Raw genomic sequence first — 24,161 nt, forward strand, 5'->3', positions numbered from 1 at the left:
AGAGCAATCTCCAGCGTAGCGGTTAGGGTAGAGACCAGAATCACAGGCACTGCTTGAGGGAGCATGAATGACCGAGGAGTCTGGCGCACCTGGCGCCGAGGCTGTGGACACGCTGGCAAATCTTGCCAACCCGATCCTCAATTCTCCTTATGAACCTCCTGCAAGGCATTTCGAGATAATGGGTAAAGGTCCTACAGGGAGGATTCTTCCGGGTCGCCGCAGCTCCGAATCGTTTATCCCGATCCCACCATCCAAAAAACGCCCCAAGGATCAGTCGGAACACCTCTTCGACGAGGCTGAGTTTACCGCGCTGAACGAGCAGAAGCGCGACAACAGCCTGATCAACGACCTCCGCAAGGAGGTAGACAAGTGGCGTGAGCTGGGCTATCAGGGTGCCCGGCCGTTAACCAAGCAGCTGCTTCAGCACTGGGCGGATCCGGACCGGGAGAATCGGGTGCTCTTCGCCCAGCGGGAGGCTGCTGAGACCGCTATCTACCTCTACGAGGTGGGTGCCCGAGCGAAGGCTAAAGATCTCGGTTATCAGGATTGGCGTCACCGCCTGGAACCGCCGAACACGGAGCATAACTCTGGACTGCCCCGGGTAGCGCTGAAAATGGCCACTGGTACGGGCAAGACGGTGGTGATGGCCATGCTGATTGCCTGGCAGACGCTGAACGCGGTGGGCTCCCGGGGAGCGAAGGATTACACCCGGCGGTTCCTGATCGTCGCTCCGGGCATCACCATCCGGGACCGTCTGCAGGTGCTGCAGCCCAATGCCCCGGATAACTACTACGACGCCCGAGGCATCGTCCCTCCCGCCCTGCGACGGGAGCTGAACAAGGCTGAGGTGAAGGTGGTTAACTATCACCAGTTTTTGCTGCGGGAGCGTCGCGAGTTCCGCGATGTGGCAAAGAAGACCAAGGAAATCCTGGCGGCTTCCGAGGACACATCCCAGTTCAAGGAGACCCCGGAGGATATGGTCACCCGGGTGCTGCGGGACTGGGCGCGGCCGAAGTCCCCGCAGATCATGGTGCTCAACGATGAGGCGCATCATTGTTACCAGGACGCGCCCCGCGAGGTCCCCGGCGAGAAGGCGGACCGGCAGGACACCGAGCGCAACCAGGAGGCGCGTGTCTGGTTCAAGGGTCTGCAGGCCATCCAGGCCAAAGTTGGCATCAAGAACATCTTCGACCTCTCCGCCACCCCGTACTACCTGAAAGGCTCGGGGTACAAAGAGGGGGAGATCTTCCCCTGGGTGGTCTCTGACTTCTCCCTGATGGACGCCATCGAGTCCGGGATCGTGAAGGTGCCCCGGCTGCCGGTCAACGATGATGCCGAGTCGGACACTGTCACCTACCTGAACCTGTGGGAGCAGCTGAAGGGGGACATGCCCGCCTCGAGAGGCAAGAACAAGGTGGAGTCTGCGGCGGACTGGGTGGTGCCGGGTGCTCTTGAGGGTGCGCTGAACTCCCTCTACCGCTCCTACGAGCACGAGTTTCGCCGCTGGGAGGCACTGCCGGAGGACCGGCGCGATACCCCGCCGGTGTTCATCGTGGTCTGCAATAACATGACGGTCTCCAAGCTGGTGTTCGAACTCATCGGCGGCTATGAGACATACGACGACGACGGCGCCTCCGCCGGGTGGGTGCCGGGACGGTACGAGCTGTTCAACAACGTGGAGAACGGCGCCCCGATGGCCCGCCCGAACACGATCATCGTGGACTCCGAACACGATCATCGTGGACTCCGAGCAGATCGAGTCCGGTGAGCAGGTCTCCGACGCATTCAAGGCGGCCGCCGGCCCCGAGATCGATGCGTTCAAAGCCGAGTTGCGCCGTCGTAATCCCGGCCGGGCGGACTTGGGCATCACCGACGAGGAGCTGCTGCGCGAGGTGATGAATACGGTCGGGAAGAAGGACCGCCTCGGAGCGAACGTCCGATGCGTGGTCTCAGTCTCTATGCTCACCGAGGGTTGGGACGCCAACACTGTCACGCACATCCTGGGGCTCCGTGCCTTCGGCTCCCAGCTGCTGTGCGAACAGGTGGTGGGCCGCGGGCTGCGCCGCCGCTCCTATGACATCAACGAGCACGGCCGGTTCAACCCCGAGTACGCCAACGTCTACGGGGTGCCTTTCCAGTTCATCCCTTCGGACCAGACTATCCCTCCGGTAGAGCCGCCTCAGCCCGCCGAACGGGTTCACACCGTCCCGGGGCGTGAGCAGTACCGGATCACCTTCCCCCGGGTGACTGGCTACCGCTGGGAGCAGCCGGAGACAGACCTGCTCTATCTGCCGGATGACCTGCCGGAGTTCCGGATCGGTCCGCACACCTTCCCCAGGTACACGGAGATCTCCGGGATCACCGGTGCCACCGAGGAAGACCATCTCACCTGGGACGAGGACGCTCGCCAGCAGTCCGTGGCGTTCTCGCTGACCAAGGAGCTACTGAAGCGGCACTTCACCGACGACGACGTCGCCTCCCGCCCCTGGCTGTTTCCGCGCCTGCTGCGGCTCACCAAGGAGTGGATCGCTCGGGCTGTGGTTGTGGAGGACGGCTGGAGCCTGGCCATCCTGGGTGACGAGGACAGGTTTTCCGAGTTCCGCGCCCAGGCCGCCCAGGAGCTGAACAACGCCATTCACGCGGTGGCCGATTCCCAGCAGTGGGTGCGTCCGGTGCTCGCACAGTTCGCTCCGACCGGTTCCACCGGCGAGGTGGACTTCCGCACCAGCCGCAAGACACTGCCGACCCAGCGTTCTGAGGTCTCGCACGTGGTGCTGTCCTCCGGAGGCGGCGAGGACCGCGGCAATACCTGGGAGTACATCCTTGCGCTGGAGGCGGAGCGCCATCCGAAGGTCGCCGCCTATGTGAAGAACGAGAACCTGGGCTTCGAAATCCCTTATCTGCACGATGGCCTGACCCGTCACTTCGAGCCGGACTTCCTGCTGCGTTTGGAGCGGGCCGAGGGAGAGGACTTCGACCGCATCCTGATCGTGGAGACTTCAGGTTCGCTGAAGCGGGAGAAGAAGCACCGCCAGACGGAGCAGAAGGTCCACGACGCCCGCAAATGGTGCGCGGCGGTGAACAATCACGGCGGTTTCGGTCGCTGGGGCTTCATCGAGATCACCGACATCACCAGTGCCCAGGAGGAGCTCGCCTCCGCCATCGACCAGCTCTACGCCGACAGCCCTATCACCGGCAACCCGGACATCAGGCTTTTCTAACGAGGGACCAGGGAGAGGACACAGCACTATGCCACCGCGGAAGAGGAATGCCGGGCCGGTTCCGGTGGAGCAGATCACCCACGACGACAAGCGAGTGAACCTTCCCACCGCCGACGCCCAAGAGTTCGTGCGCCCGGACATTGAGGAGCGCCGGCAGATTCTGCTGCAGCGTGACCCTTCCCTGGACCCGCAGCTGGTGTGGAAGGGGAAGTACGGCGACGAGACCGAGGCAGATATCGCCGAGGCTGAGACCCTGGCAGCGGATGCCCCGCCGCTGTTCATCCAGGAGAAGATCGACCCCCGGGTATTGATCGAGGACCTGCGCCGGGAGCAGAAGCGGACAGCAGAGCACGACGATGACGGCGCAGCTCAGCCTGCACTGTTCGAGTCCTTCGAGGACTTCGACGGTCTGGACGAGCTGGACCTGGTGGACTTCTACTCCCATGACGCGAACTGGTCCAATCGGCTGATCCTGGGCGATTCCCTGCAGGTGATGGGGTCCTTAGCAGAGCGAGAGGACCTGCGCGGTCAGGTCCAGATGATCTACATCGACCCGCCCTACGGCATCAAGTTCGGGTCCAATTGGCAGGTCTCCACCCGAAAGCGGCGCGTGGATGACGGCAAAGCTGAGGACGCAGCCCGCGAGGCCGAACAGATCAAAGCATTCCGCGACACCTGGGAGCTGGGCATCCACAGCTACCTGAGCTACCTCCGTGATCGCCTGGAGACTGCCCGCGATCTACTCACAACATCCGGTAGCTGCTTCGTACAGATCGGCGATGAGAACGTCCACCTAGTCCGCAGCCTCATGGATGAAGTATTCGGCGCCGACAACTTCGTCAGTCAGATCGCCTTCGACAAGACCACTTCGTCATCAATGGACTATATCGACGGCGTCAGTGACTATATTCTCTGGTACGCCTCAGACTACGAGAAGCTCAAGTATAGGCCTCTTTTCACACCCAAGCCCCCCAAAACGGCACGGTTCCTCGAGCTCCCGGACAAGACACGCCGTCCTGCTACCGCTGCCGAGCGCTCGGGAGCCGAAAAGGTTCCTACTGGAAGCCGCTGGTACGAAGTCGGAGATTTGACCAGCCAGACAGACTCCTCTCAATCTCGGTACACCGTTAATTTTGACGGCCAGGACTTCCCCCCTGGAAAGAGAAACTGGGCCACTCCAGCGCACGGTATGGAGAGAGCTATCAATGCCCGCCGAGTCGAGAGGAGGGCGTCAAGTATCGGATTTGTCCGGTTCACCGATGATTTTCCAGTAGTCCCACTTCGGAATAACTGGACGGACACTGGGACCGGATCGTTCACAGACGACAAAGTTTACGTTGTCCAGACAGGCGCCAAGCCGATCCAGCGCTGCATGCTGATGTGTACCGACCCTGGAGACCTGGTCCTTAACCCCACCTGCGGATCAGGAACCACAGCGTTCGTTGCCGAACAGTGGGGGCGTCGCTGGATCACCATCGACACCTCTCGTGTTGCCCTCGCATTGACCCGGCAGCGGCTCATGGGGGCGAAGTTCCCTATGTATCTGTTGAAGGACTCCGCCGAGGGGAGGAAAAAGGAGAAGGAAGTCAGTGGTGAGCTTGAAACTGCTGACTTCAAGCCCACCTACGACATCCGCCAGGGCTTCGTGTACGAACGTGTTCCGCACATCACGCTTAAGTCCATCGCCAACAACCCTGACATCGTGCCGGGCATGTCCCGCGAAGAGATCGATGCGGCGATCAAGCGTCACGCCGATGTCGAGCTTCTCTACGACAAACCCTATGAGAACAAGAAGGCTGTTCGCGTTACCGGCCCGTTCACGGTGGAGTCCCTCACTCCGCACCGCGCCGTCGAGTTCTCAAGGGACGCGTCGGATGAGCTCACCAGCGTCAGTGCGTACACCACCACTTCCGAGCGGGCAGCTGAAACCCAGCCGGACGCTCCAGACTTCGAACGCTCCATCCTGGACAACCTCGCCAGTGCCGGCATCCAGAACGGCATCAAGAACGAACGGCTCGAGTTCGACAGTATCGAGCCCTACGCAGGTGACCACATCCAGGCCCTCGGCCATGCCAAGGACGGCACCGTCGTCGGGATCGTCATCGGCCCGCAGTACGGCACGCTCAGCCAGAAGCAGGCCAAAGATGCCGTGCGAGAGGCGCTGACCACACACAACAGCCCGCACACCCCGGACATCACCACCTTGGCGGTACTCGGATTCAGCTTCGACCCCACCATTACTGAGATCACCGCGGACGATAACGTCACTGTGGATGCCACTGAACAAGACATCGCCACAGTAGCGGGGGAGCGGGCGTTCGGGAAGGTCGCGTTGCTGTTCGTGCGGATGAACACGGACTTGCTCATGGGCACTCAGCTGAAGAAGACCGGCTCCGGGAACTTATTCACCGTGTTCGGGGAGCCGGATATCGCCATCGAGTCCACGGAAGAGGGCGTTGTCGTGGATCTGCGGGGTGTGGATGTCTACGACCCCACTACCGGGGAGATCCGGTCCAACCAGCCTGACCAGATCGCCCTATGGATGATCGACACCGACTACAACGGTGACAGCTTCTTCGTCCGGCACTGCTACTTCACAGGCGGAGCTGACCCGTATAAGCGGCTGAAGACCGCACTAAAGGCAGACATCGACGCCGAAGCCTGGGACACCCTCTACGCCACCACCTCCCGCCCGTTCCCTAAGCCGGAGACGGGCAAGATTGCAGTGAAGGTCATCAACGACTACGGCGACGAAGTCATGAAAGTTTTTCGAGTATGACGGTCGAGTTAGCGAAATCGAAAGCTACGGCGAAACCAGGCAAGTTTCGCAAACTCCTGGCAAGTATCTGGCAAGAGATTCGGAGCCTTCGGGTACTGACCTGGATATCTCTGCTGTTTGCTTTACCTTTAGGAGTAGTCCTCGTATGCCGCGGTTTGCAGCTCGCGTGGGATGGTACCGAAACTGATTTGCTGGCGCCGGGGGCAACCATCGTCGCTGCGAGTATCGCAGGTGCAGTGTCTAGTCAAGGAGTGATCTCCTGGAAAGAGCAGCGCACACGCGACCGTGAGAGGTCTGACCGCGAACTAGCAGCGAAACTACGGGAACAACGAGAGGAGGACTACGAAGCTGTTATACGGCACCTACAGGAGTCTTTCCTTGGATCCTTTACCGAACATGAGGCGACAGTGCGCCGACGGATAGCTGTATGGGCATCGGCAGATTTTATGGAGCGCTACCTCTACTGGCGGGATAACATCAAAGATCTCACGGGGCAAGGTTCAGTGCCTGTGCCAGTTGATCGGCGGGATGAAATTCTCGTTTCACTTGGGCAGCTTTGTCTGGCTGCGCGAAAAGATTTGAGGATCGAAACACGGGTGACACCTACTGCACATGACATCGCACGAGTATTATTCGATGATTACGGGCGTCAGTAAGTTGACGCGGATGCTTTGAGGTTCTATGTGGCTGGCTTACGTTGACGAAAGCGGGAACACTGGAACGAATCTCAACGATCCCGACCAGCCGATCCATTGGATGGCTGCCGTTCTGGTACCCGAGGATCAAATTTTAACGATTCGGCAAGCACTCGACGGTATCGTGGCGAGTGTTTCCGGGGTGGATGACTCTGCGGAGCTGCACGGCTCTGAACTCTTTGGCGGAGAGGGGCCGTGGCGTGGAATTACTCCTTCCGAGCGAATCCGCGTCTATGAAGAGGCCCTGATGCTTCTTGGTGACAATGGTTGCGAGATCGCCCATGCCTCAGTGGACAAGCGCAAAATGTACTCCAGTAATCGCCGCGACCTGCACCCCCACATCCTGGCTTTCCAGTTTCTGGCTGAGAAGCTTCAGCGCCATGTTCGGAGCCAGAACGACCCCATGAAGCAACGCGCTCTCATTGTGGCGGATGAGAGCGATGAGAATAACCATTACCAGCTGCAGTTGCTCCGCAGCATGCAGGACGGTTCTGGTGGTATCGGCAAGAGCATTGCACTGACGAACATTGTAGACACGGTGCACTTTGTCGAGTCTCGGGTGAATCGTGGTGTGCAACTCGTTGACTTAGTTGCCTATGCGCTGAACCGTTGCTGCCGGATCTGGGAGAAGCGTGAAGCAGGGGATTCTGTCTCTGCGGGGGACGTGACTTTGGAGGAGATGGTTGAGGATCTGATCACCCCATACATCCGGACGTGGCGAGTGACCTGGCCGTGAAAACCACGAAGGCCGGGGCTCCTGCCCCGGCCTGTGGTGTTGCAGATCGATGGACCTCGGTGTCCCAAAGCCGCGTACGACCTGTGTTTATGAGTATAACATTTCTGCTGTGACTGCCTCAGGAGCCGGGCGGGCGCAGGCCCGGGTGGCGGTCGTAGACGCTGGAGGCGGCCGGTGAGGCCGGTGCGGCCTCATCCGCGCTGGGTGCTGACTGCGCCGAGGTCGAGGAACTGGCCGAGCCTACTGAGCCGGCGGAGGCTGCAGAGGAGGACCCGGCTGAGGCCGCGGATGCGGAGGAGTTGGCTGATCTGGCGCTGCTTGCCGAGGCACCGGAGGCCGGGAAGAAGTTCTTCTGCTTGGCCCGGCGTTCAGAGTCCCGGTCAGGCTGGATCGGCAGTGATCCGGTGCGCGGAGCAGGCACGTCGAACTCAGCATCGTCCACATAGGCCGGAATGACGTCGGTGGGTGCATCCTGGGCTGGGTGCGGCTGCAGCGGAGTCACCACACCGGTGGGCTCATCCTCGTTCTCTGCGCCTGCCACATCGGCATCGGTGATGAAGGCCGGTTCGCCGTCATCGTCCTCCGGGTCCCAGGCGCCGGCCCCGGCAATGGTGGCCGCTGCCCCGGCACGCATCACCGGTTTGGAGTCCTGATGGTCGGCAGGCTGCGGGGCATCCTCCCCGGGCTGCGGGGTCAGCGCGATCGGCCGTCCGCCGTAGGTTTCAATGTCTGAGGCCAGCTGGCGCAGCAGAGCAGTGGCCTCATCGATCATCTGCTGGTTCTCCCCGGTGGTGCCGCGGATCAGCCACTGGGCCAGGGCGAACTCCGCGGACAGTGCAGCCCGGCGCAGAATATGCTCGTCACCGCCTGCGCTGCGATGCCCTCGGTAGGCGGCCAGCACTGCATCGGAGAACCGCTGGTCAGGGGAGGCGATCAACCAGGCCAGGTCATCGGCCGGGTCCCCCACATGCAGATCGGTCCACCCGGTGACTGCCACCACCCGCTCACCTTCAACCAGCAGGTTGTCCTCATGCATATCCCCATGCACCACAGCCGGGGTGAAGTCCCAGAGCGTCTTATCCTCCATGGCGTGCTCCCAGCGGCGCAGCAGCAGCGGGGGTACCTTGCCGGTGCCGGCCGCGGCGTCGAGCTCATTGAGTCGGCGCTGCCGGACCCGCTCTGCGGAGTAGCGGGGCAGCTCGGCATGGTCCACCACCGCTTCAGAGAGGTCATGCACTGCCGCCACAGTGCGGCCTAAATCATCGATCAGTGCTGGGGAGGCCTTGATCAGCTCGGCCAGCTCGAGGGCCTCACCGGGCAGATGGTTGTACACGAACACCCGCATGTCATCGACCCGGGTGGCGCCTGCCACAGAAGGCACGCGGAAGGGAAGTTCCGCGCGGATTGCTGTGGAGAACCCGCGCAGCACCTGCACCTCGGTCTCCAGGCGCATCGCGGCCTGGGAGTGCTGGGGGCCGCGGACCCGCCACCGGTTGCCGGAACCGTCCACCACCACTGCGGACATGAAGTCCCGGGCGTCATCGGCGGCATCGGCCACCCCCGTGGGGGAGAGGCCGGGCACCGCACGGGTGGCCAGGGCCGCCAGTTCCATCGAAGTCCATCGCACGCACCTCAGCCTATGGAGCGCTGTGCCCTCTGTCCCGCTGACTCGCCGTATGCGCGCGGTTTCGGTGCCGGGCGCTACCGTAGAGACCATGAGTGGAGCAGCCAACGACGCCGCCCCGGAACAGGTTCTGGAGGGTCTCGACGAGGAGCAGCGGGCCGCCGCCTCTACCCTCACCGGCCCGCTGTGCATCCTGGCCGGGGCCGGCACCGGCAAGACCCGGGCGATCACCCACCGCATCGCCTACGGTGTGCGCGCCGGGGTCTACGATCCGCACCGGGTGCTGGCTGTGACCTTCACGGCCCGGGCCGCCGCGGAGATGCGCTCCCGGCTGGCCGGCCTCGGCGCCCCCGGGGTCCAGGCCCGGACATTCCACGCCTCGGCCCTGCGCCAGCTGCAGTACTTCTGGCCGATGACCATCGGCGGGCAGATGCCCCAGCTGCTGGACCATAAAGTCCGGCTGCTGGCCGAGGCTGCCAAGCGGCTGCGGCTCACCACTGACCGGGCCAGCCTGCGCGACTACGCCGCGGAGGTCGAATGGGCCAAAGTCTCCACGCTGACCCCTGAGGGATACCTGGCCCAGGCCGAGGAGCGCGATTCCCCGGCGGGGCTGGACCACCGCGGCTTCGCCAGGCTCTACCAGGCCTATGAGGACATCAAAGAGGACCGCGGCCTGATGGACTTCGAGGACGTGCTGCTGTTCACCGCCGGAATGCTGGAATCCGATGAGCGGGTGGCCGCCCAGGTTCGCCAGCAGTACCGGCATTTCGTAGTGGATGAGTACCAGGACGTCTCCCCGCTGCAGCAGCGGCTGCTGGACCTCTGGCTGGGCGGGCGCCAGGAGCTCTGCGTGGTCGGCGATGCCGCCCAGACCATCTACTCCTTCACCGGCGCAGTCCCCGACTACCTGCTCAGCTTCCGCCGCCGCTACCCCGAGGCCGAGGTGGTCAAACTCATCCGCGACTACCGCTCCACTCCGGAGGTGGTGAAACTGGCCAACGTTCTGCTGGCCGACCGCCGGCCAGGCGGGCCCACCCCCTGGCCCACACCGCTGCAACTGATCTCCCAGCGTGAGCGCGGCCCGGTGCCGGAGATCACACAGCACGCAGACGACGACGCCGAGGCCGCCTGGATTGCCCAGAAAGTCGCCGAGCTTGCCGACTCCGGCACCCCGCTGAGCGAGATTGCGGTGCTCTACCGCACCAATGGCCAGTCCCAGGCCTTTGAGCAGGCACTGGCGGCCGCTGGAATCAGTTACCAGCTGCGCGGCTCGGAGCGCTTCTTCTCTCGGCCCGAGGTGCGTGAGGCGATCGCTGCCCTGCGCACCAGTTCCCTGGTGGCGGAGGAGTCCGCGGAGCTGGTGCCGGAGCAGGTCCGCGGCGTGCTCAGCTCCATCGGGTTCACCCGGCAGGCGCCCACTTCCACCGGTGCGGTGCGGGAACGCTGGGAGTCCCTGGCGGCCCTGGTTTCCCTTGCCGAGCAGCTGAACACGGAGCGGGAATCCGCGTTCACCATGCGGGAATTCCTGGCCGAGCTGGAGGAGCGATCTGCCGCCCAGCACGCCCCCACTGTGGAGGGGGTCACCCTGGCCTCACTGCACTCGGCCAAAGGCCTCGAGTGGGAGGCGGTGTTCCTGGCCGGGCTGTGCGAGGGCCTGATGCCGATCAGCTTCGCCCAGAGCCAGCGGGAACTGGATGAGGAACGGAGGCTCTTCTACGTGGGGATCACCCGGGCCAAAACCCATCTGTTCCTCTCCTCGGCCGCAGCCCGGCACCCTGGGGGACGGGGCCGGCGCAAGTCTTCGCGGTTCCTGATCCCACTGCGCAAGGAGCTTGGCCTTCAGGCGCCTGCCCAGAAGATCGCTCCCGGCGGGGGCGGGCTCAGCGTCAACGCCGCCGCCCGTAAGCGAAGGGCAGCGGTCTGTGCCGGCTGCGGCACCCCGCTGACGGTAGGCACCCAGATCAAACGGCGGCGCTGCGAAGACTGTCCGCCCCGTTACGACGAGCAGCTCTTCGAGCACCTGCGCGAGTGGCGGCGCGGCTATGCCAAGGAGCTGGAGATCCCGGCGTTCATGGTCTTCGGCGATGCCACCCTGGAGGCCATTGCGGAGCATCGGCCCAGCACCGATGAGCAGCTGCTGGAGATCTCCGGCATCGGCGCAAAGAAGCTGGAGTCCCACGGGGAGCAGCTGAAGGCAGCCCTGCACGCCTACAGGTCAGGCTGACTGCTTCCTTGCTGCTCAGCCCAGGTGACCCCGGCAAGAAAGGCGTCAGCCTCGGCGGTGCGCGGATACCGTCCTACCAGCTCTTGGAACCTCGGGCCGTGCCCGGGCTCGATGAGATGGGCCAGCTCATGGACCAACACTGCGTCCACCACCCAGCTGGGCATCTGCCGCAACCTGGCGGAGAGGCGGATCTCCTGGCTGGCCGAACTGGTGGACCCCCACCGTTTGAGCTGCCGGGTGGACCAGGCCACCGAGCTGGGGTTCAGGGCGGCGCCGAAGTAGCGGCGCGAGAGTTCCTGGGCCCGTTCCAGCAGGGCGGCATCACTGCTGGAGGCCGCCGACTGGCGGGACTGCAGCCGCTGTCTGAACGCTCGGGCATGCTTCTCGACCTCCCGCCGGCTCAGCCGCAGCGGGGCCCGCAGCCGCAGGGTCCCGTTGACCATATCGGCGCTGACGGTACGGGTGCGCCTGGCCGAGCGCAGGACGATCACATCCTCCCCGTCAACTTGGATCCTCGTCTCTGCCTGCTGCGCCATAGCTAGCCAGCTTACCGAGGCATCCGCCCGAGGATCCTGTAGTGAAACTGTGGGAACTCTCCTCGATTTCGGCTCCATTCCCACAGTTTCGCGACGAAATCCTCGAGGAGGGGAGGAGGGAGGGAGTTGGGCTGTGGAAAACCCGGGGAGGCAGGCGGCGTCGTCCCTCATAATAAAAGTCATCAAACATTATCAAATGAAAAGGATGACGTGATGAACTACGACGACGCGGTTCGCGCGGCACGGTGCAGTCTCGCCACCATCGCAGTGGAGGGCTTGGAAGGCCTGGGCATCCAGCTCGCTGAGCTGCTGATCAGGCTGAACGTCGGGACCCTCATTCTGCGGGATCCCCGGCCGGTCTCCGCAGAGATCCCGGGGTTCCGCGCCATCGAGCAGGGCCGTCCCCGCAGTGAGGCCGCCGCCGAACGGCTCAGCAGCCAGGCAGAACAGACTGTGGTCCTTGAGGCCTTCGAGGGCACCGCTATCGCTGGGGCAGACCTGCATCTGGTCACCGCTGCCGGAGCCCTGGAGGCGGACGCCCTGCGCCGGGCCTATCAGGAGTCTGCAGCGGTGCTGCCGGTGCTAGTCACAGCCCAGGGCTGGCGGGCCGGTCCGCTGCTGCTGCCAGGTGCTCCGGTCTGCCCCGAATGCCTGCTGCACACCGGCCTGCTGACTCAGACAACCCCGCAGGCCACCGGCAGTGACCCCGGGGAGAGCACACCGGCTGGCCCCGCTGCAGCGGCGCTGGTGATGGGCGCCGCCGCAGCAGCAGCTCAACAGGCCTCGGCGCTGATCCAGGGCAGTGCGCCCCCTGCCATCCACCAGGCAGCACTGGTCTGTGAGGCCGGCACCGGGCTCATCACCCCGCAGCTGATCCAGCCGGTGCCCAACTGCGCCTGCTTCACCGCCGCCCTCCCCGTGGGGCTGTGAGCGAACGCAGCGGGTCTTCCCCAGCTCGCGGCGATACCCTGGCAGTCACGGAATTTTCCCCTCTTGCAGGAGCCAGGCATGACTGACAAGCCCGATGACAACGATCGCAGCGAGTCCAATGAGGAGGAGTTCCTGCGCAAACTCTTCGGCGAGGCCTTCGGAGACGAATCCTCTGCTGAAGAGCAGGACCGCCCCTCCACCGGACCCTCCATGGGCTTCACCGGCGACCCGCAGAGCAAGAACAGCCAGGACAACAGTGGCACCGGTGAGAACCCCTTCGGCGCCGGGGGCTTCCCCGGTTTCCCGCCCGGCTTTGATCCCAGCCAGCTCGACCCCTCCCAGATGCCCCCTGGCTTCGGTGACCCGGCCATGATGCAGCAGATCATGGGCCAGGTCCAGGCCATGTTCTCCGCTATGCAGAACCAGGGCGATGAGACCGTGAACTGGGAGCTGACCAAGAACGCAGCAGTCAGTGCGGTGGCAGACGATGCCGCGGTGACTCCCGCAGAGGCCAAACAGGTCGACGACGCTCTCCGGTTGGCAGAGATGTGGCTCAATGAGGCCACTGCCTTTGAGGCGGTAGGCACTATCGGGCAGGCCCTGAGCCGCAAACAATGGATCGAGCGGACCTTCGAGTCCTGGCAGCGGCTGACGGCACCGGTTGCCGAATCGGTGGGCCGGGCCATGGCCCAGGTGGTGCGCCAGCAGCTGGAGGAGGGCGGCGGAGCCCAGCTGCCCGAGGAGCTCAAAGGGATGCTCCCCCCGGACGCCGGTGCCCAGGTGGCTTCCATGATGGAGCGGATGGGCTCAGTGGCCTTCGGCGCCCAGATCGGCCAGGCCATCGGCGAACTTGCCGCAGAGGTGCACTCCGGCTCCGATATCGGCCTCCCGCTGGCTGGTACTGCTATGACCCTGGTGCCCGCCAATATCAAGGAGTTCAGCGAGGGCCTGCAGGTGGAGCACGAGGAGATCCTGCTGTACCTGGCGCTGCGTGAGGCGGCACGGATCCGGCTGTTCCTGCGTGCCCCCTGGTTGGAGGATGATCTGTTCAACGCAGTGGCCCAGTACGCCGCCGGCATCCACATCAACATGGAGCGGGTGGAGGAAGCTGCCAGTCAGATCGATCCCAGCAATCCCCAGGAGATGGAGGACCTCTTCGGTGAGGGTCTCTTCCAGACCGACCGCACTCCGATGCAGGAGGCTGCGCTGCGCCGCATCGAGACCACCCTGGCCCTGGTGGAGGGCTGGGTCGACGACGTGGTGTCCCAGGCTGGTGCCCACCTGCCCTCTATCGGCAGGCTGCGCGAGACCTTCGCCCGCCGCCGCGCCACCGGGGGCCCGGCCGAGGCGGCCTTCGCCGCCCTGGTGGGCCTGGAGCTGCGGCCTCGTCGGTTGCGCGACGCCGCCGCTCTGTGGGCGAAGCTGCGTGAAAGCGACGGAGCCGAGGGTCGCGATGAGGTGTGGGCGCACCCCGATGTGCAGCCCGAGGAGGCCGATCTGGACGACCCGGCCGGGTTCCATACCCGGCGTGCGCAGCGGCAGCAGGAGGCCGCCAAGATCGATGAGGAGCTGAAGAGGCTGCTCGACGGTGACTATGACGGTCCCGGCGCGTGAGCCTACGCAGAAACGTCCAGATGGCCTCCGGTCTGGGGGCTCTGGTGATCGGATTGGCCGCCTTCACTCTGCCCAGCGCCTATCTGACGGAGTCCCCCGGACCGGTGTTCAATACCATTGGTGAGATCCAAGAATCCCCGGTGATCAGCGTGCACGGGGCGGACACCCATGAGACTGAGGGCAGCCTCTCGCTGACCACTGTCTACGTCAACGGCGCACCAACTTCCACCGTGCGGGTCTTCGACGCTCTGCGCGGCTGGATCGCCCCGAGCGTGGACCTGACCCCGCATGAGCTGGTCTACCCCTCCGGCACCACCCGCGAGGAGGTCCAGCAGCGCAACCAGGCCGCCATGGCCTCCTCCCAGGAGCTGGCGCTCGCCGCCGCCCTGGACCACTTGGACGTGGACTACACCGTGGAGCTCTCGGTGATGCAGTTCACCGAGGAGGCTGTAGCGGCCGGAACTGATGAGATTCTTATCCCCGGGGACCAAATGCTCGCCGCCGAGGGCGAGGAGATCACCGGACTCGAAGGATTGCGACAGGCGGTCAACGAGGCCGCAGGCGAACCGATAGAATTGACGGTGGTCCGCGACGGCCAACCCGTGGAGGTAGAGGTCCCCACCTATCAGGAGGCCGACGGGGAGTACTACGTAGGCATCATGCTGGCCACCGAGTTCGACTTCCCAGTGGAGGTGGATATCCGGCTGGAGGATGTCGGCGGTCCCTCCGCCGGGCTGATGTTCGCCCTGGGGCTGGTCGACACCATGACCGAGGAATCGCTCACCGGCGGGGTGAACTGGGCCGGCACCGGCACGGTGGACCCTGACGGCACGGTGGGTCCCATCGGCGGGGTGGCGCAGAAGACGGTCGGGGCCCGGAACGAGGGTGCCGAGCATTTCTTGGCGCCACGGCCGAACTGTGATGAGCTGGAGGGCAGGCTTCCTGGCGGCATCGAGGTCTACGGGGTCGAGGATGTGGATCAGGCAGTGGCGATCCTCGAGGCGGTCAGGGACAATGATGAGGACTTTTTGGCAGGGCTTCAGCCCTGCGGCCGGTGATTCGTCACCGCACCACCAATTGATGAGTACAGGTAGAGACGAGGACACACTTTGAGCTTCTCTCAGGGATTCGGCAACTCGAACCCCTTCTCCGGAGGGATTTTCGGCTCCGGGTCGGGCAGCAGCAGCAACGACGACGCCGGCTCAGGCGGTTCTGGGGGCAGCGGGGGAGGTGAGAGCGGCCGCAGCCAGGGCGGGCGGCGTCGTCCCTCCGCGCTGATCATCACCATAGTGATCATCGCCGCGCTGCTGGGTGCCTTCGTGGCGTTCTCCGGCTTCTACGCGGAGATCCTGTGGTACTCACAGCTGGGCTACTCCGAGGTCTTCTGGACCGAGTGGGTGGCGCGCGGGGTGATCTTTGTGGCGGCCTTCCTGCTGATGGGGCTGCTGGTGTGGCTGAGCCTGTTCTTTGCCTTCCGCACCCGGCCCAAGAACATCGAGGGCCAGCTGGCGGACTCGGTGAGCAAGTATCAGTCCACCTTGACCTCCATGCGCCGGCTGCTGATGTTCGGCCTGCCAGTGCTGATGGGCCTGTTCGCCGGCACCGCCGCACAGGCCAACTGGCAGCAGGTACTGCTGTTCATCAACCAGCAGCCTTTCGGCCAGACGGACCCCGAGTTCGGGCGCGACTTCGCCTTCTACGTATTCACCCTGCCGTTCCTGAACTTCGTGAACGGCTTCCTGATCTCAGCCGTGCTGGTGGCCGGTATCGCCGGCATCCTCTGCCACTACCTGTTCGGGTCCATCCGGATCGAGGCAAGCGGCAGATTCGTAGTGGAGAAGGCAGCCCGCTGGCATGTGGCTATCGCGGTGGCAGCGTTCATCCTGCTCCAGGGTGTGAGCTGGTTCCTGGGCCGCTTCGCCACCCTGCAGGATCAGAGCGGTAACTGGGCCGGTGCGCTCTACACCGATGTCAATGCGGTCATCCCGGCTCAGACCATTCTGGCCATCGCCGCTGTGCTGGTGGCGATCGTACTGATCATCACCGCGATCACTGCCCGCTGGCGGTTCGCCATCATCGGCACAGCCGTGCTGATCGTCACGGCGATCATCGGCACCGGTGTGGTGCCCTTCCTGGTGCAGGAGTACCAGGTGCGGCCCACGGAGCAGACCCTGGAAGCCGAGTACATCGAGCGCAATATGGAGCTGACCCGCTTCGCCTATGACCTGGAGGACCTGGAGAAGATCAGCTACTCCGCAACCCAGGAAGCCGAGGCAGGAGCGTTGGCCGATGATGCGGCGAACATTGAGAACATCCGTCTGCTGGATCCCAATCTGGTCTCCGCCGCCTACCGGCAGTTCCAGCAGTTCCGGCCCTACTACACCTTCCCGGAGACGCTGAGCTTTGACCGCTACGAGATTGATGGTCAACGCTATGACACGGTGATCGCCGCCCGTGAGGTCAATGCCCCGGAGGGCTCCTGGGTCAACCAGCACCTGATCTACACCCACGGCTACGGCCTGGTGGCGGCCAACGCGAACACCGTGACTCCAGAGGGCCGGCCGGACTTCACCCTGCAGGGGATCCCCACCACCGGTGATCTGGCCTCCGATGAGGACTACGAGCCGCGCATCTACTTCGGCGAAGCCGTACCCCAGTACTCCATTGTGGGCGCCCCGGAGGGCGCTGCGCCACGCGAGCTGGACCGCCCGGCCGTGGAGCTGACTGAGGATGAGGAGGGCGAGGCGGAAGCAGCCGAGGCCGATGACAATGGCCAGGACGATACCCAGTACACCTTCAGCGGTGACGGCGGACCCTCGGTGGGCAATATGTTCAACCGGCTGGTCTTCGCGCTGAACTTCCAATCACCTGAGATCTTCCTCTCCGGTGACATGAACGAGGAGTCCCAGATCCTCTACGACCGCCACCCGCGGGAACGGGTGGAGAAGGTCGCCCCCTACCTGGAGGTGGACCAGAACATCTACCCGGCCATTGTGGACGGGCGGATCAAGTGGATCGTGGAGGGCTACACCACCTCCAACAACTTCCCCTATTCCACTGAGCAGCAGCTGGAGTCGGCCACAGTGGACGCCCTGACCCAGGGCGGGCCGCAGCAGCTGACCGGCCAGATCAACTACATCCGCAACTCGGTCAAGGCCACTGTGGATGCCTATGACGGCTCCGTGGAGCTCTACGCCTGGGATGACGAGGACCCGATCCTGCAGGCCTGGCAGGAGGTGTTCCCGCAGGCCATCCAGCCCATGGAGGAGATGAGCGCGGAGCTGCTGGACCATGTGCGCTACCCGGAGGATATGTTCCGCATCCAGCGGTCCCTGCTCACCGAGTATCACGTGGACTCACCGGGCACCTTCTACGAGGGCAACGACGCCTGGTCGATCCCCTCGGACCCCACCCGGGACGGTGGCGAGCCGCAGCCCCCGTACTACATGACGCTGGAGATGCCGGAGCAGGAGGAGCCCAGCTTCTCGCTGACCTCCGCCTTCATCCCGGCTACTGAGGCCGATGGTCAGCAGCGCAACGTGCTCTACGGGTTCCTGGCGGCCTCCGGCGATGCCGGCACCGGCGAGGACGGGGTCCGGCATGAGGACTATGGCCGGCTGCGGCTGCTGGAGCTGCCCCGGCAGACCTCCATCCCCGGCCCGGGCCAGACTCAGGCGAACTTCGACTCGCACCAGACCATCGCCCAGCAGCTCAATGTGCTGGACGACCTGGGCGGTTCCGAGGTGCACCGCGGCAATATGATCACCATGCCCGCCGGCGGCGGCATCCTCAACGTGCAGCCCATCTACGTCCAGGCCACCACCGGCTCGGCCTACCCGGCCCTGCGCATGGTGCTGGTCGGCTTCGGCGAGGAGGTCGGCTACGGCGACACCCTGCAGGAAGCGCTCGATATGGTCTTCGAGGGCGATGCTGGTGTCGAGGCAGTTGAAGGCGCCGGTGTGGATGCCGAGGCCGTGGAGGATGATCTCGACGGGGTCGAGGGCACCACGGAGGACGAGGCCACCGAGCCCTCACCAGCCCCCACCGAGACCGAGGAGGCTGCGGCCCCTGAGGACGATGAGGAGGATGAGGACGACGACGCCCCAGTCGCCGAGGATGACCAGGAGCGCCTCGAGCAGCTCCGCGGCGAGGCGGCGGAGCTCTGGGCCGACCGGAACGAGGCATTCTCGGAGGGCGACCTGGCCCGCTACCGCCAATTGGAGCTGGAGTTCGAGGAGACCCTCGACGAGCTCTTCCAGCTGGAGAACTCGCTGAACGACTGAGCGGGTCGCTGGCAGGGCTGAGGGGCCGGTTTCCCGATGGGGACCGACCCCTCAGCCCTCAGATTTTGAGTTCAGTTCACCAGCATGTAAGATAGGTAAGTCCCGGAAACGGGAAACCCAGCGCGCGGTGGAGCAGTTCGGTAGCTCGCCGGGCTCATAACCCGGAGGTCCCAGGTTCAAATCCTGGCCGCGCAACTCCAAGGAGAGAACCCTCACCCATTGGGTGGGGGTTTTTCTCATTCACGAGATCTTCTCCGAGCAGTTGTGCGATTGAGATATTGAGCCAGCTGGCCACGACCACAAGTTCAGAGAATGCCCACAGGGTCTTCCCTTTCATCCGCCAAGACACGCTTCCAGCACTAAGGCCGAGCACGGAAGCTAAGTCTTTCTGCGTCAGGCCACGACGTGAGAGCCAAGCGCGAATCTCACCGGAGACCAGATCGTTGGCTGCGATCTTTGGATCAATGTTCTCGGGGGCTATAGTCATGCCACTCACGATACCCATGTAGACACTATAGAGCAATACATTTCGACACGAAGTAGTGAATATCCAAACGAAGTGCTTGCGTGATTGGGCTATGCCAAATAGTGTGCAGTCATGACATACCTCGAACAGCTAAGGTCAAACATCGGCGCAGAGATTGGGCGTCGAGGGCTCACTTATCAGGCAGCGGCAGAGGCGCTCGGAATCAGTAAGGGGACATTCTCCGCCAAACTCCACGGCAGGGTTCAACGCTCCAGTAGAGCGTCTTTTCGTCTGGATGAGCTAATGCGTCTCGCACGTTGGCTCGGGGTGCCGTTCTCAACACTTGTCGCGGGATTCGACGAGGCAGAGCTGCTTGAAGATGAGCTGGTGTCAGCATCATGAGCACCGCCCTAACTAGCAGCTACAGCGCTGATGAGGCCCGGGAGGTCATTGAGGAGTTCAAGGCAGATGTTGCTGCCCTACGGGTAAAAATGGCAGCGATGTGGCGTGGCCGGATCTGGATCGCTCTGGGCTACAACTCCTGGCAGGAATGCTTGGATCACGAGTTTCAGGGAATCGCTCTGCGTCCGAGTAGAGAAGAAGAGCAGCAAGTTCTGATGATGCTCAGGGATGCGGGAATGAGTACTCGCGGGATCGCGGCGGCTACTGACATGGACCATTCCACAGTGTCGCGCAAGCTTGCGTCCAGCCAGCCCCAAGGTGTTGCGAGTGCAACACCTGGACAAACCCTGGATGTGCAGGGTGCCGATGGGAAACAGTACCGGGACTATACCGCCAATGACCTGGACGAGGACGTGGTGGACGCAGAGGTGGTCAGCGTTTCCACCGTTGCGGATGAGGACTCTGTTGAGCACGAGGATGTGCTTGCTGATTTTGACGGTGAGGACCGGTTGGTCTCGGATACCGGTCTGGAGCCATTGCGGGTGGATTTCACGGGCAAGCACACGGAGAAATCTCAGCATGAGGCCAAGAAGATCATCACCGATTTGCAGGCTGGTGGGGCTGCACCGCTGACCCAGGCTAAGCGCAAGGCACAGGCCCTGGAGGCCTACTTCACGACCAGGCAGATCGATGCCCGGGCGCTGGGCGAGGATCGGCTGAAGTCTTTTGCCCGGACGGTGGCCGACACGGTGGGTGTGCTCACGGATCTGCTGGTGCGGATGGGCACTCACCCGGATGTGCGGCATGCCCTGGAGGATCGGGACACTCTGGGCTCGATCACTAAGGCACAGGCGAACTTGGACGATGCCCGGAGCCAGACCGAAGCCAAGGGCTCTGCGGCCTGAACAGGCGGAAGCAGATGGGGACTACGAGAGTGAGCGGGAACCAGATGACGACTACGACAACCACCGGCAAGGCTGTTGAGGTGAAGCAGTCCAGGATCAATCCTGATGATCCGCGCTTCATCCGAGCTATCACCATCGGGGTGTGCTTCGCCGGCCTTGTGGCCTTTCTGATCAGCTTCGTGGCACTGATGGAGGTCGCCGCCTGGTTGGGGCTGCCGATGTGGATGCACTGGGGAGTCCCGGCATTCATCGACACCGCCATTCTGGTCTACGCCGGGTCGGTGCTGATCCATAAGGCCCGGGGTGAGAAGACCTGGCCCTCGTGGCTGCTGCTGGGCACATTCACTGTGGTCTCGATGATCGCTAATACCGCCCATGCGCTCTCATATGCTCACACGCTCTCGGAGCATTGGCAGGGCCTGGTGGGCGCTGGGGTCGCGGCAATGGTCCCGGTGGCGGTATTCGCCGCTACCGAGCAGCTGGCCCGGGTCGCAGTGGAGGATCCGGTCTCGCGTCGCAAGGAGCTTCAGGCAGAAGCTGAGTGGGCTGCCCAGCACGCAGAGCGAGAGCGCAAACAGCTGGAAATGGAAGCGGAGCGGGAACGCGCCCGGCAAGAGGCAGAGATCGCCCAGGAAGAGCACAAGGCTCGGATCGAGAAACTGCGCCTGGAACGGGATCTCATGCTCAAACGAGCTTCCAAAGAGGCAGATACCCCCTCATCGTCCCCAGCCCCTACTGAGTCGGCCACAGGCCCTCACCTCAGGGCAGTAGAGGACACCACCACCAAGACACCGACCACCGGGAAGACCGACCAGGCCGAGGTCACAGACTACGTTGCCCAGCTGGTGGTCAAGGGCAAGCGGGTCAGTGGTGGAGCCCTGGCACGGCACTTCGGGTTCAGCGATAAGACCGGACGCCGCCGCCTGGAAGATCTAAAAGAGAGCCGCCCGGAGATCTTCGAGACCGAGGGCGCACAAGCACACCTGAATGCCGCCGAGCGGGAGGTGGCCTGAACCATGAACGCTCTGATCGGCAAGGTCAGCTCAGACCCAGGGCCAGTCGTCTTCCATCATCCAGACGCCCCAGTGCGAACCTTAGTGGAGACCGTCTACGAGTTCCCGCAGCCGGTTGATGAGCCGCTGTACCTGCGCTACGGCGACGGTTGGCGGCTGGTGAATGACTGGCACATGGCCCGGATCAGCGAGGACAGCATGGGCCTGAGCATCACCGTCTCAGGAACCCACTACCTCCAGAACGGGGAGTCCAAGTACGCGACTGGCCTCTGGCATCCGCTGGACCCTCCCGGTGCCCGGTGGAGTTCCACCGAGCACATTCCCAACGTGGTCGCGGCAATCCTCGCCTGGCACAAGAACGAGCAGGAGGAGGGCTGAGACATGTCGGGCACCATCCACGCGTTGATCTACCAGGTCCACAACGGTGAGGCAATACTCAGCCCGGGGCCGCTGCGGCTCAACGCACCGGAGGTAGATCGTGAGTATTGAGGCGTTGAACTATGCGGTGCGGCTGGGGGATGCCCTGGCGAAGCTGGGCGAGAAGAAAGTCACCGCTACTGAGGCACTGCTGCTGATGCACTTGTGCAATCACGTGGACTCGCAGTGGCGTTGGAAGTCTGACAAGGCCACACTGGCCCGGCGGTGCATCACTACTACCAGGACAGTCCAGACTGGGCTGAGCAAGTTCGAGATGTGGGGTCTGATCTCTCTGGTGCGCTCTGTAGGTCACCGTGGCCAGGACGTGGCCGGCTTCGAGTTCTGGGTCCATGAGGCGGCTCTCCAGCAGCTGATTACTGACCCGGAGGGGTTCTTCAACTACCTGGAAGCAGCTGAGACCGACGAAAGTGCCGTTGAAGAACCCCCAGGTCAGGGTAGGTCGGAAAATTCTTCCACCCCAGAGTCGGGCCTGTGGATAACTGGGTCGGAAAATTCTTCCACCCCCATGAACATTAGGGAGGAAAATTTTTCCACCCTGGCTGGGTCGGAAAAAAATGCAGGCTCCGATGTCGAAAATTTCCACCCTCAACGCGCGCGCACGTCCTCTAACCATCGCTTAAACCCTCAATCCTCCTCCTCAAGTCCTCCTGGTGAGCACAGAGGCGGGACCGGCAGATCTTCGGAGGAGGAGGACGAGAAGATCCCGGAGGGGGAGACTCCGGTGGGGCCAGCGCCTGCGGCGGCTGTCCCTGCACCGGAGCCGATGGACAACCGGCCTTACCGGGATGTTCCTCTGGCTCATGTCTCAGCGTTGGTGGAGCGCCACACCGGGGTGCGGGTGGGGTCACGCTCCACGCTGGAGGCGTTGGTCGATGAGATCTTCAGCCGGGCCAGCGGTCGGGTGGTGAGCCCGTTGGGGCTGATTGCAGCGGCGTTGCGCAACGCTCCCCAGGGGTGGGCTGAGTGGATCGCGCAGCGGTCCCAACCCTCAGCTCGGGGGTCGGGTACTGGGGTGGTGTGCCCGCTGCCGGCTCATGCCAAGAACGGGTATATGCGCTCGAACTGTCCGCAGTGCTCGGGTAAGGGCACCTGGCAGGTGGAGTTCCCTGACCGGCTGACCCCGGAGATCTTCAACGCGTTGCCGGAGAAGCACCGTCGCAACGCCCTTGCCGTCGGGGTCGAGGTCAGTCAGGAGGCGACCGAGGAGGAAATGCGACGGCTGAGGTTCAGGGATCTGCCACGGCAACAACAGCGAAGTGAAGCACCGGTGGGCACCCGGGTAAGGGATCAGCAGGAGACGGGACGGGATACCAGCTATGAGCGCAGCAGAGCACACACCTGACGGGGCACACACACCTGGCGGGGCAGTGGACCCGTTCACCGGTGAGCAGCTTTTGGAGGCCGGGAAGACTGCCGGGCGCATGGTGATCCGGCCGATGATGCAGCGAGCTGGGCTGCTGCGGTTCTGGGAAGACGTTCTTGGGGAAACGGTGGCTGGTGCATGGCAGTCCCGGTACAGCTTCGATCCGGCTATCGGGTCTCTGCAAGCCTGGGTGAACAGGATCGGTCATAACCAGGCGGTGACTCGTATCCATGCTGAGGTCAACAAGCACGGGGATCTGTTGCCCGAGCGGCCCAGTGGCGATGGTGAGTCCGGGTACACGGTCGAGGAGCAGCTGGCCAATGCTGCCTCGCGGGTGTGGGAGCACCGGGACCAGTACGGTGATCCGGCAGTGGAGACCGCAGAGGCCTTAGCGGTGGAGTCCTGGTTGCAGCCCATCCTTGGTACTGCTTCGGCGGTGATGGACCAGGAGGTGTTCATCCACGGGCTGGCCACTCATTTGCATTTCCACACCGATACCAAGCAAGCAGCAGCGGCTTTTGGGATCAGTGAGGCCCGGGTCAGGGAGTTCAAACGGACCCTGGAGCTGTATTGCCAGGTGATTCTGAACGCCTGGCACAAGCACGCCGAGCTTCAGGGGAAGCCGGCCCGGGTGCGGGATCTGATCTCTTGTCTGCCCGAGATCGGAGTGGCGGGGTCGTGGACTACGAAAATGGCCCGAGCTATCGCCTCTTACCCGGGCAGCTGGCAGAAGATCCCGGTCTCTCATGTGCAGGAGCAGACCGGTTGGACCTACAACACTGCCCGGCAGTACCTGGCCACGACGGTGCGGCTGCTGAGTGTGGCTTGGGGCGTGATCGACGGGACTGTGCCCATTGAACTTCGCCGGGCCACAGACGAAGAACATCCCCGGGTACGGGAAGAGAAAGCCGCGTAGACAGCCACCATCGACC

General features: G+C 63.6%; 19 protein-coding genes and 1 tRNA gene. 17 read left to right on the plus strand and 3 right to left on the minus strand.

The features are described from left to right. The first annotated feature begins 67 nt into the window (after positions 1 to 67). The 5 genes from GNZ21_RS15660 to GNZ21_RS04870 are packed head-to-tail and all read left to right on the plus strand — an operon-like array spanning position 68 to position 7,431. Positions 68 to 1,768: a DEAD/DEAH box helicase family protein gene (locus GNZ21_RS15660; RefSeq protein ID WP_198345967.1), complete on the plus strand. Its 1,701-nt coding sequence runs from the start codon at positions 68 to 70 to the stop codon at positions 1,766 to 1,768. Then, positions 1,740 to 3,221 (plus strand): P-loop NTPase family protein, encoded by a 1,482-nt coding sequence (locus GNZ21_RS15665; RefSeq protein ID WP_198345968.1) that lies wholly within the window; start codon positions 1,740 to 1,742, stop codon positions 3,219 to 3,221. Before GNZ21_RS15660 ends, GNZ21_RS15665 begins: the two co-directional genes overlap by 29 nt. 28 nt (positions 3,222 to 3,249) lie before the next feature. Then, positions 3,250 to 6,000, plus strand: a complete 2,751-nt coding sequence (locus GNZ21_RS04860) for a site-specific DNA-methyltransferase (protein ID WP_157321869.1) — start codon at positions 3,250 to 3,252, stop codon at positions 5,998 to 6,000. Beyond that, entirely contained in the window at positions 5,997 to 6,656 is a 660-nt protein-coding gene (locus GNZ21_RS04865) for a hypothetical protein (protein ID WP_157321871.1), read from the plus strand. Before GNZ21_RS04860 ends, GNZ21_RS04865 begins: the two co-directional genes overlap by 4 nt. A 25-nt stretch (positions 6,657 to 6,681) precedes the next feature. Further along, entirely contained in the window at positions 6,682 to 7,431 is a 750-nt protein-coding gene (locus GNZ21_RS04870) for a DUF3800 domain-containing protein (protein WP_157321873.1), read from the plus strand. 118 nt (positions 7,432 to 7,549) lie between these two features. Here the strand turns inward: GNZ21_RS04870 and GNZ21_RS04875 are convergent, their stop codons facing one another. Continuing rightward, positions 7,550 to 9,058, minus strand: a complete 1,509-nt coding sequence (locus GNZ21_RS04875) for a phosphotransferase (protein WP_229659441.1) — start codon at positions 9,056 to 9,058, stop codon at positions 7,550 to 7,552. 88 nt (positions 9,059 to 9,146) lie between these two features. Between GNZ21_RS04875 and GNZ21_RS04880 the strand changes: the two genes are divergently transcribed. Continuing rightward, positions 9,147 to 11,279, plus strand: coding sequence for an ATP-dependent DNA helicase UvrD2 (locus tag GNZ21_RS04880; RefSeq protein WP_157321876.1), 2,133 nt, complete (start codon positions 9,147 to 9,149; stop codon positions 11,277 to 11,279). Here GNZ21_RS04880 and GNZ21_RS04885 read toward each other — a convergent pair. After that, positions 11,264 to 11,815, minus strand: coding sequence for a M48 metallopeptidase family protein (locus GNZ21_RS04885; protein WP_157321879.1), 552 nt, complete (start codon positions 11,813 to 11,815; stop codon positions 11,264 to 11,266). The two genes, GNZ21_RS04880 and GNZ21_RS04885, sit on opposite strands and share 16 nt — an antisense overlap. Before the next feature lie 213 nt (positions 11,816 to 12,028). On the opposite strand from GNZ21_RS04885, the gene GNZ21_RS04890 reads away from it, so the two are divergent. The 5 genes from GNZ21_RS04890 (at position 12,029) to GNZ21_RS04910 (ending at position 18,837) form a co-directional block, all read left to right on the plus strand. Further along, positions 12,029 to 12,745 carry a ubiquitin-activating E1 family protein gene (locus GNZ21_RS04890; RefSeq protein ID WP_157321882.1) on the plus strand — a complete coding sequence of 239 codons (717 nt, stop codon included), beginning with the start codon at positions 12,029 to 12,031 and terminating at the stop codon, positions 12,743 to 12,745. Positions 12,746 to 12,823: 78 nt separating this feature from the next. After that, a complete protein-coding gene (locus GNZ21_RS04895; protein WP_157321884.1) occupies positions 12,824 to 14,359 on the plus strand; it encodes a zinc-dependent metalloprotease in 1,536 nt (511 codons plus the stop codon). A gap of 20 nt (positions 14,360 to 14,379) precedes the next feature. Continuing rightward, complete coding sequence (locus tag GNZ21_RS04900) at positions 14,380 to 15,417, plus strand: YlbL family protein (RefSeq protein ID WP_157321886.1); 1,038 nt, start codon at positions 14,380 to 14,382, stop codon at positions 15,415 to 15,417. Positions 15,418 to 15,468: 51 nt separating this feature from the next. Next, positions 15,469 to 18,642 (plus strand): UPF0182 family membrane protein, encoded by a 3,174-nt coding sequence (locus GNZ21_RS04905; RefSeq protein WP_157321888.1) that lies wholly within the window; start codon positions 15,469 to 15,471, stop codon positions 18,640 to 18,642. 121 nt (positions 18,643 to 18,763) lie between these two features. Continuing rightward, a tRNA-Met gene (locus tag GNZ21_RS04910) sits at positions 18,764 to 18,837 on the plus strand. On the opposite strand, the gene GNZ21_RS16280 is transcribed toward GNZ21_RS04910, so the two are convergent. Further along, positions 18,797 to 19,147, minus strand: a complete 351-nt coding sequence (locus GNZ21_RS16280; RefSeq protein WP_157321999.1) for a helix-turn-helix domain-containing protein — start codon at positions 19,145 to 19,147, stop codon at positions 18,797 to 18,799. The genes GNZ21_RS04910 and GNZ21_RS16280 overlap by 41 nt on opposite strands. 93 nt (positions 19,148 to 19,240) lie before the next feature. On the opposite strand from GNZ21_RS16280, the gene GNZ21_RS04920 reads away from it, so the two are divergent. The 6 genes from GNZ21_RS04920 to GNZ21_RS04945 all read left to right on the plus strand — a co-directional run bounded on the left by GNZ21_RS04920 (position 19,241) and on the right by GNZ21_RS04945 (position 24,145). Beyond that, a complete protein-coding gene (locus GNZ21_RS04920) occupies positions 19,241 to 19,510 on the plus strand; it encodes a helix-turn-helix domain-containing protein (protein WP_157321890.1) in 270 nt (89 codons plus the stop codon). Then, positions 19,507 to 20,415 (plus strand): hypothetical protein, encoded by a 909-nt coding sequence (locus GNZ21_RS04925; RefSeq protein ID WP_157321892.1) that lies wholly within the window; start codon positions 19,507 to 19,509, stop codon positions 20,413 to 20,415. Before GNZ21_RS04920 ends, GNZ21_RS04925 begins: the two co-directional genes overlap by 4 nt. A 44-nt stretch (positions 20,416 to 20,459) precedes the next feature. Then, a complete protein-coding gene (locus tag GNZ21_RS04930) occupies positions 20,460 to 21,428 on the plus strand; it encodes a DUF2637 domain-containing protein (RefSeq protein ID WP_157321894.1) in 969 nt (322 codons plus the stop codon). 3 nt (positions 21,429 to 21,431) lie between these two features. Next, a complete protein-coding gene (locus GNZ21_RS04935) occupies positions 21,432 to 21,806 on the plus strand; it encodes a hypothetical protein (protein ID WP_157321896.1) in 375 nt (124 codons plus the stop codon). 100 nt (positions 21,807 to 21,906) lie between these two features. Beyond that, complete coding sequence (locus tag GNZ21_RS04940; RefSeq protein ID WP_157321898.1) at positions 21,907 to 23,208, plus strand: hypothetical protein; 1,302 nt, start codon at positions 21,907 to 21,909, stop codon at positions 23,206 to 23,208. After that, on the plus strand, positions 23,183 to 24,145 hold the full coding sequence (locus tag GNZ21_RS04945) for a sigma factor (RefSeq protein ID WP_157321900.1): 963 nt from the start codon (positions 23,183 to 23,185) through the stop codon (positions 24,143 to 24,145). Before GNZ21_RS04940 ends, GNZ21_RS04945 begins: the two co-directional genes overlap by 26 nt. Positions 24,146 to 24,161: the final 16 nt, after the last annotated feature.

This window comes from Nesterenkonia alkaliphila (assembly GCF_009758175.1).
Lineage (GTDB): Bacteria > Actinomycetota > Actinomycetes > Actinomycetales > Micrococcaceae > Nesterenkonia > Nesterenkonia alkaliphila.